This window comes from Arthrobacter halodurans (genome assembly GCF_041877255.1).
Classification (GTDB): domain Bacteria; phylum Actinomycetota; class Actinomycetes; order Actinomycetales; family Micrococcaceae; genus Arthrobacter_N; species Arthrobacter_N halodurans.
On record NZ_JBHDLJ010000043.1, the window covers coordinates 1 to 253 of the forward strand.

Genomic DNA, 253 nt, shown 5'->3' on the forward strand with positions numbered 1-253 from the left:
TCCGGGGCTGATGGTATCCGAGGCCGCCCTGGGCGGGACGGTCCACCCGAACGCCATCCGGCGCCTGGCTTGCGGGGCGGATTTGATCCCGGTGGTGCTCGGCACGGCGGGGCAGGTCCTGGACGCCGGGCGGGCCGCGCGGCTGTTCAGCGAGGACCAGCACCGGGTCCTCTATGCCCGGGACCGCGGTTGCACGGCTCCGGGGTGCACGGTCCCGGCCGCGGGGTGCGAGGCCCACCATGTGCGGTGGTGG

General features: G+C 75.5%; 1 protein-coding gene. It reads left to right on the forward strand.

The window, feature by feature from the left end; genetic code table 11:
* The coding region (locus tag ACETWP_RS17350; RefSeq protein WP_373973537.1) for a DUF222 domain-containing protein at window positions 1-253 on the forward strand (253 nt) is incomplete at both ends.